Raw genomic sequence first — 7,699 nt, 5'->3', positions numbered from 1 at the left:
ATTAACCGAAGCCCACAGTGAATTATGCCGGTCTCTTACATGAGATACCTGTTTTCTGGAGAGCCGTATGCGGGAAAACCGCACGTACGGTTCGGAGGGAGGGGAGCCAGTAATGGATAACTCCCCTACCCCTATCATGATCATGGAATTACCGACGTCCCCGTCGGTTCCTGTCTGCAGGATTGGTTACAGAATTGTGGATGGTTTACGAAAGTCGTATTTGCATACTACATAGTCCTCTATCTGTCCTTGTGTAAGAAAAAACCCGATCCAAACCATGAGAAACTCCCAAAGCATGAGAACACCCATAACTTGTATCGGATTTATATTTAGTAAATCAAGCTCAGATTCCGACCCGCGGGTGGGAATGAAAAACAAATTGGTGCTATCTTTAACCCGGAGTCAGTTTTGTGAATTTTTTACCGCTTTTGTTGCATTCGGTAATGACTTCGATCACGTCGCCTTTTTTGAGGTTGAGCAATTTATAGGAGAATGAACCTCCGGCGGCGTTTTCCTGAATGTTGAGGTTTTGGGTGATCATGATGGATCCGCCCACTTTGACTATGATGCTTTTGATGAAGTGATCGGTGGGGTCTTTGACGCTATGGTCAAAAGAAATGGAGAGCAGCTTGGTTGTGGCATCGAATCTGGCGGTGACGCTTCCCGCGGGATGGGCAGGCAGCGTTGAAACCAGGATCATGATGGCAATCGCAATTAGTACCTGTTTCATTGTTTTTCCTTTTTTATCCGGTTGAGGCGACAGAGGCTCAGGACTTGCTTTTCAGCTCGTCGATCTGCGGTTTTACATACAGTTGATAGCAGCCGGGGCAGATACTGTGGCTAAACATTGCCTCAGTGTGAGCGGAGATATAGACTTCCACGTCCTGCCAATAGTTTTGATCGTTGCGCACTTTTTTGCAGTAGGAGCAGATGGGCAGCAGCTTTTCGAGGGATTTGATCTTGTCTGCCGCCGCTTCCAAAGCCTGTCTTTGTCTTTCGAGTTTGAGTGCGGATTGGATGCGCATCACCAGTTCGATACTGGAAAACGGTTTTGTGATATAGTCCACGGCACCGAGTTCAAAGCTCTTGCGCATGGGTTCCATCTCCGGTTCGTGAGATGCGGCGGTGATCATGATAAAGGGAACATTCAATTGCAGGGGATTACTTTTTACCCTTTCCAGTACTTCATAACCGCTGATGCCGGGCATCATGATGTCCAAAAGAATCACATCCGGAATCGTGGTTTCGAGCACTGAGAGCATATCTTCACCGGATATGAATTGCATCACGTTCTCAAATCCGGCTTGGTTGAGAATGGTCTTAAGCAGCTTGAGGTTGATCGCCTCATCATCAACGAGAAAGATCAACATGTTGCGCAGGGCGGGATCAAATGACATGGTGTTTTCTCCCAGGGTTATTTCTTTTTCAAAGAGCGGGCGTGCTCAAACATTGCGTCCATGGTGCTGAAACGGTCAAAGAGATCGATCGCGCTTTGGAGTTGTTTGTCCATGGAAATGGTTACTTTATATGCTTCGGAATCGCCATATACCTTGCGGATAAGCTCGCTCTTGATCGTGTTGCGGATAAAGGTTTTGGCGCTGTCGAGATCGGCGGCACTATATTTGATATCGTTGTTTCTTGCATAGCGGAGAAAATCTTCCATGATGTCGTTGTCGATGACGATGTCCTTTGAGACTTTGTGTTCGTGCTCCACAAGATAATCGACCGCCCAGTTGAAGAAGATGCTTTTGCGACGCAGCTCGGCGCCAAAGAGAGTGAGCAGATCCGATTCCGTTTCGATATCCGGAGTGATGCCTCCTCCGCCAAAAACCTCGCGTTTGTTGACGGTGTGATAGATCTTTTCATGGTTGCGTTTATCATCTTCCTTGATCTCGCTTTCGCTGACCGTTTTCCCTTTCAATATCTGGTCGTTCAGCATCTTATGGATGCATCTGCCGGATTTGATATAATAATAGGAGGTTGTGACCTTGACGCCGCTGCCGTTGGAGAGGGTGAAAAGCTGTTGGACGCTGCCCTTTCCAAAGGTCGTTTTTCCCATCACGAGTCCCTTGTCCCAGTCCTGCAAAGATCCGGCAAATATCTCGGAAGCGCTGGCGGAAGCTTCGTTCACAAGCGCGACGATGGGATAGTTGCGGGCTTTGGTGCTGAAACGGGTGAAATGTTGGCGGTTGGAGGCGATGGTTTTACCCTTGGTTTCGACTACGAGTTTGCCGGAGCCGATAAATTCGTTTACGGTGTCCACTGCCTGATCCAGCAATCCACCGGGATTCCATCTGAGGTCAAGGATCAAGCCGCGGATGTTTTGGCTTTCAAGCTCGGTCAAGGCGGTGCGCAGCTCGTTGATGGTGTTTTCGTTGAACTGGCTGATGCGGATATAGCCCACATTGTTTGAAAGCTTGAAAAAATATGGCACGCTCTTGATTTTGATGGTTTCGCGAATAATGATAAATTCGAGAGCCTTGGCGATGCCGGGACGGCTGATCGTGATGATGACCTGGGTTCCGACGTCTCCGCGCATGAGCTTGATAGCTTCGTCTGTGCTCAGTCCGACGATGTTCTTGTCGTCCACCTTGATGATCCGGTCTCCGGCAGTGATGCCCATCCGGTATGCCGGCGTTCCTTCGATGGGAGATACGACGGTCACATAGTCCCCGATCTTGTCGATCTGGATTCCCAAGCCTCCGAAAGCGCCTTTGGTGCTGGTGGTGAAATCCTTGAATTCATCCGCGGTGAAATAGGTGGTGTGGGGGTCCGTGGAGCCCAGCATGCCGACGATCGCAGCTTTAATCAGTTCTTCGTCGTTGAGATCGGTCACATAATTTTGTTTCAGACGGTTGAGCACATCGCTGAAAAGCCCGAGCTGGGAATAAATATCCGTTCCTTTGCTCTGGGTTTGGGCGAAGGCGTTGGTGGCTGCGAAGAGCAGGATAGCCGAAAGCAGCCAAATTCCGGCGATAGTGATCAGGGCGAGTCTGTGTTTGGGTTTTGTCATTACTGAACTCCTATTCGGGCTAAAACACTGTGAAAAATATCGTCGTGAATCCTATCCGGTTCCTTTTGACCGTCAAGGATAATATATCTGAAAGGTTCGGCGGCGGCAATCGCCAAATACTGTTTGCGCACTTTATCGTGGAAAGAGATGTCCTCCATCTCGAGGCGGTCGAGCTTGCGGTTTTGGATTCTCGTCAGCCCTGTGGTCACGGGCAGATCGATCAAAAAAGTGATGTCCGGCACCGTCGCAAAGGTGGCAAAACTGGTGAGAGCATGAATAAAATTGAGATCAAGGTCGCGCGCGGCGCCCTGATAGGCAAAGGTGGAATCGTAGTAGCGGTCGCAAAGCACGATCTTTCCACTTTCAAGGGCTGGAATGATCCACTCGCCGCTGTGTTGGGCGCGGCTTGCCATGTAGAGAAGTAATTCGGTTTCGGGGAGCATTTCTTTGTTTGCCGGATCGAGCAGGATCTTGCGGATCGCTTCGGAGATCGGAGGTCCGCCAGGTTCGCGGGTGATGACGCAATCAATGCCATGCAATGCCAGTTTATCGCCTAACATCCTGATCTGGGTGCTCTTTCCGCTGCCTTCGATGCCTTCAAATGTGATGAAAAATCCGCTCATGGTTACTCAAATGATTGTATCGGTCTGAAAGATGGCGTCGTTGCGCTCGGGGTTGTCAATCAGAAAATGCGTGCCACGGCTTTCCTTGCGCATCAAAGCGCTGCGGATGACTGCAATGGCGATAATTGCCATGTTTCTGGTTTCGACTACTTCCTTGCGGACGGCGTTGTGTTGGTAGAAATTGTTGATCTCGTTATAGATGTTTTCAATCCTCGTCAGAGCATATTTAAGCAAGCGTCTTGATCGGCGGATGCCTACGTAGCCGTGCATGATCGTGCCGATGATCTCGCGGTTGTGGGAGATCACGACCCACTCGTTTTCGTTGAAATTGTCCTTCTTATGCCAGTGCGGGATTGTGGGAAAATCCACCGCTTCATCGTTTGAAGGATGGTTTCCGGCGTGCCACGAGATCACGAGGGCTTCCAATAGCGAGTTCGACGCCAGGCGGTTAGCGCCATGCAGACCGCTGCAAGCAACTTCTCCGGCAGCAAAGAGATTACGGATATCGGTGATGCCTTCAATGGTGGAAAGCACTCCGCCACAGAAATAATGCGCCGCCGGGGCCACAGGTATGGGCATTGTGCAAAAATCGATGCCGTGCTCCATCAAGCGTTTGTCGATAAAGGGAAAGTGGCTTTTCAAGATTTCAGTGGGGATGCCGGTGGCATCCAGATAACAGAATTTCTCGCCTCTTTTCTTGAGTTCGGCATCAATGGCGCGGGAAACAACATCGCGGGGGGCAAGATTTCCCTGAGGATGATAGTTTTCCATAAAAGAGCTGCCATCGGAAAGACGCAGGATAGCTCCCTCGCCTCGCAGCGCTTCGCTGATCAGGAAAGTGCCTCCTCCCGGTCTCCAAAAGGCAGTGGGATGAAACTGGACAAACTCCATATTCGCCAAGCGGGCTCCTGCCAAACGTGCCATTGCCATGCCGTCGCCGGTGGCGATGTCCGGATTGGTGTTGTGAGCATAGATCTGCGCTGCGCCGCCGGTAGCCATCATCGTCTTGCGGGCACGAAAGATTTGCACTTCAAGGCTGGAACAATCCATCACATAGGCGCCCCAACAGGAAATTCCGGGGATGAAACCGTCGTCCTGAACGATGTGGTGCTGAGTGATCAGGTCGATGGCGATGTGGTTTTCAAAGATGTCGATATTTGCGTTTTCGAGACAACGCGCGACCAAAGCTTGCATAATCTGGTGCCCGGTAGAATCCGCTGAATATGCAACTCGCCGATGGGTGTGCCCGCCTTCCATGTTGAGCGAAAGGTTTTCAAGGCTCTTATCATAGTTTTCCGCGCGTTTGGTAAAATCAGTACCCTGATCGATCAGGTATTGGATGAGCTTGGGACCTTCTTCGATGATCTTGCTGATCACCTGTTTTTTGCCCAGTTCCGCACCGGCTTTGTAAGTGTCCTCGATGTGATGGATAAAGGAATCGCTCACGTCCAGCACTGCTGCGATTCCACCCTGGGCATAGTCTGTATTGCAGTCAAACAAGCCTTTTTTGGTGACGAGCGCCACTTTTCCTTTCTCGGAAACGCGCAGGGCATAGACCAGCCCGGCAATGCCGCTGCCGATCACCAGAAAGTCATAGTTTTTCATCAGCGTTTCCTTCGAGGATCTTTTGCATTATGAGCGAATCTTCATCCGGTTGGCTGTAATAATGCCTGCGGATGCCGATCGTCCTGAAACCGAATTTGAGGTAAATACTCTGAGCGGCGAGATTGGATGCACGGACGTCCAGATAGATATATTTGACCTCTTTTGGCAAAGTGGCTTTCAGCGCGTGATCAAGCAGCATCGATCCATAGCCCTGGCGTCTGTGGGTGGAATCGATGGCGAAATTGACGATCGTGCATTCGTCTATAACGCTGTGGCAGAAGATATAGCCCAGCACTGTATCGCCATCGAAGAGGATAAATCGGTCATAGATCGAATCTTCCTCAAAAGCATCTTTAGGCCAGGGTGTGGAAAAAGCTTCGCACTCGATGCGATACACCTGATCTTTGTCCTGAACCTGCATATAGCGGATGCTCGGCATGGCGTTCCTACATCTTCTCCGGTGCGCTGATTCCCATCATATCAAAGCAGAGGGCAAGCGTGTTTTTAATGCACTCGATCAAGAGCAGCCTCGCTTTTGAGAGATCCTTGTTCTTTTCGCTGACCACCTGATATTTGTTGTAATAACGATGGAAAAGACCGCATAGCTCTTCCATGTAATTTGCCAAGCGGTGTGGTTCGCGGTGGACGGAGATCAGGATCAGAAGTTCGGGAAAATCCGTGAGTTTCTGGATGATCGCCAGCTCTTCCGGTTTATTGAGCTTTGCACACATTTCTTTCTTGAAGGTTTTGGGCAGGACGCGATCCTTCTTTGCCTTTTTGAGGATACTGCAGATGCGGGCGTAGGCATATTGGCAATAATATACGGGGTTTTCATTGTTCTTCTTCATCGCCAATTCCAGATCGAAATTGAGATGCGCGTTTGCCTTGCGGGCTATGAAGAAATATCGAGCGGAGTCCTTGCCCACAAGACTGAGCAGATCGTCCATGGTGACGATCTTTCCGGCGCGTTTGCTCATCTTGACGCGTTCTCCGCTTTCAAAGAGGTTCACTTGCTGCAGGAAGATGATCTCCAACATATTGTCATCAAAATTGAGGGCTTTGAAAGCAGCTTTTAGCCGCGGAACATAGCCGTGATGATCGGGACCAAAGACGTCGATCAGAGTGGTGTAGCCGCGTTGGATCTTGGTGAGATGATAAGCCAGATCAGGCACGAAATATGTGATCGAACCGTCGCTTTTCATCAGAACGCGGTCTTTGTCGTCCCCGAACTTGGTGGAACAAAACCAGATGGCGTCATCTTTTTCATAAGTGCAGTCCGCTTCAGTGAGATAGCTGAGCACTTCTTCGACTACTCCTTCCTGGCGCAGGGTCTTTTCCGAGACCCAGGCTTCGAAAGTGACGCCGAATTTTTCCAGGCTGTGTCTTTGCATATTAAGCAACTCGCTGAGGGCATATTCCTTGAGGTGTTCGATACGGTCTTTTTCAGGCATCATGAAGATGCGTATGCCTTCAGCGGCGTTTAGCTTGTGCGCCAAGTGTTTGACGTAGTCTCCGTGATATGCTTCATAAGGGAATTCACCGATCTTTTCACCGTGGATCTCGCGCAAGCGAAGCTCCAATGATTCCGCCAGGATGTCCACTTGGTTGCCGGCGTCATTGATATAGAATTCACGGGTGGGGGCGTAGCCGACGTATTTCATCACGCGGTAAAGCGTGTCCCCAAAAGCGGCGGCACGGGCGCTGACGATATTTAAAGGGCCGGTGGGGTTGGCGCTGACAAATTCCAGCAGAACTTTCTCTTCCTTGCCAAAATCGGAACGGGCATAGGTATCCGCCTGTAAGTGGATGTCCCACAACATCCTTTGAAACAGGGTCGCGGAGATGTAGAAATTGATGAACCCCGGTCCGGCGATTTCCACCTTTTTATAGGACTTGTTTTTTTTCAATTCCTTGTGCAGCGTTTCTGCCAGAGCCTTAGGAGTAAGCTTGTTTTCCCTTGCCAAAACCATCGCCGCGTTGGTGGAATAGTCACCAAACTCCGAATTATTCGGAATCTCCACGTTGAAATCACGCTCGTGTGAGTATCCGAGCTTGTCCAGGGTCTGAACGATATGCTCATGCAGGATGTGTTTGATCATTCCGGAATCTCTTCAAGCTGGCGGTTTTTGACCCGTTCGAAAAGCTCGTCGATCTTGTAATAATCGCGCGTTTCGGAAAGGAAGATGTGGACGATGACGTCCCCGATATCGATCAGGATCCAATGTCCGAAATCGATCCCTTCCTTGCTCATAACGCTGAGGCTATATTCCTTCGCCATGTCGATCAAATGATTGGCGATCGCCTTGTTGTGCAAATCCGCGCCGCCTTCGCAAACAACGATGACGTCCGTGTAGCCGCTGGTCTTTTCCACATCGTAGATGCGGATGTTCTCGGCTTTTTTGTCTTGGAGCCATTCCAGGATGGCTTCCAGTTTTTCTTTACTGGGCAATCTCTCCTC

8 protein-coding genes are annotated in these 7,699 nt (G+C 50.0%); all 8 read right to left on the bottom strand.

From position 1 onward, the window contains the following. Positions 1 to 391: 391 nt before the first annotated feature. Genes Q8M98_10720 through rsfS form a run of 8 tightly spaced genes read right to left on the bottom strand, consistent with a single transcriptional unit; the run spans position 392 to position 7,690 of the window. On the bottom strand, positions 392 to 730 hold the full coding sequence (locus tag Q8M98_10720) for a hypothetical protein (GenBank protein ID MDP3115227.1): 339 nt from the start codon (positions 728 to 730) through the stop codon (positions 392 to 394). Between the two features lie 37 nt (positions 731 to 767). After that, the gene (locus tag Q8M98_10715; protein ID MDP3115226.1) at positions 768 to 1,397 is read right to left on the bottom strand and encodes a response regulator; all 630 of its coding nucleotides are present in this window, start codon (positions 1,395 to 1,397) and stop codon (positions 768 to 770) included. Between the two features lie 17 nt (positions 1,398 to 1,414). Beyond that, positions 1,415 to 3,013, bottom strand: a complete 1,599-nt coding sequence (locus Q8M98_10710) for a S41 family peptidase (GenBank protein ID MDP3115225.1) — start codon at positions 3,011 to 3,013, stop codon at positions 1,415 to 1,417. Continuing rightward, a complete protein-coding gene (tmk, locus tag Q8M98_10705) occupies positions 3,013 to 3,636 on the bottom strand; it encodes a dTMP kinase (protein MDP3115224.1) in 624 nt (207 codons plus the stop codon). Before tmk ends, Q8M98_10710 begins: the two co-directional genes overlap by 1 nt. Before the next feature lie 6 nt (positions 3,637 to 3,642). Beyond that, positions 3,643 to 5,241, bottom strand: a complete 1,599-nt coding sequence (gene nadB / locus Q8M98_10700; GenBank protein MDP3115223.1) for an L-aspartate oxidase — start codon at positions 5,239 to 5,241, stop codon at positions 3,643 to 3,645. Next, complete coding sequence (rimI, locus tag Q8M98_10695) at positions 5,228 to 5,680, bottom strand: ribosomal protein S18-alanine N-acetyltransferase (GenBank protein ID MDP3115222.1); 453 nt, start codon at positions 5,678 to 5,680, stop codon at positions 5,228 to 5,230. The genes nadB and rimI overlap by 14 nt, the downstream gene beginning before the upstream one ends. Positions 5,681 to 5,687: 7 nt before the next feature. Beyond that, on the bottom strand, positions 5,688 to 7,340 hold the full coding sequence (gene argS / locus Q8M98_10690) for an arginine--tRNA ligase (protein MDP3115221.1): 1,653 nt from the start codon (positions 7,338 to 7,340) through the stop codon (positions 5,688 to 5,690). Further along, a complete protein-coding gene (gene rsfS, locus Q8M98_10685) occupies positions 7,337 to 7,690 on the bottom strand; it encodes a ribosome silencing factor (protein ID MDP3115220.1) in 354 nt (117 codons plus the stop codon). The genes argS and rsfS overlap by 4 nt, the downstream gene beginning before the upstream one ends. Between the last annotated feature and the right edge of the window lie 9 nt (positions 7,691 to 7,699).

It is taken from the genome of Candidatus Cloacimonadaceae bacterium (assembly GCA_030693415.1).
GTDB lineage: Bacteria > Cloacimonadota > Cloacimonadia > Cloacimonadales > Cloacimonadaceae > JAUYAR01.
The sequence above is the reverse complement of the archived record's forward strand: the minus strand, read 5'-3'. Positions and strand labels throughout refer to the sequence as shown.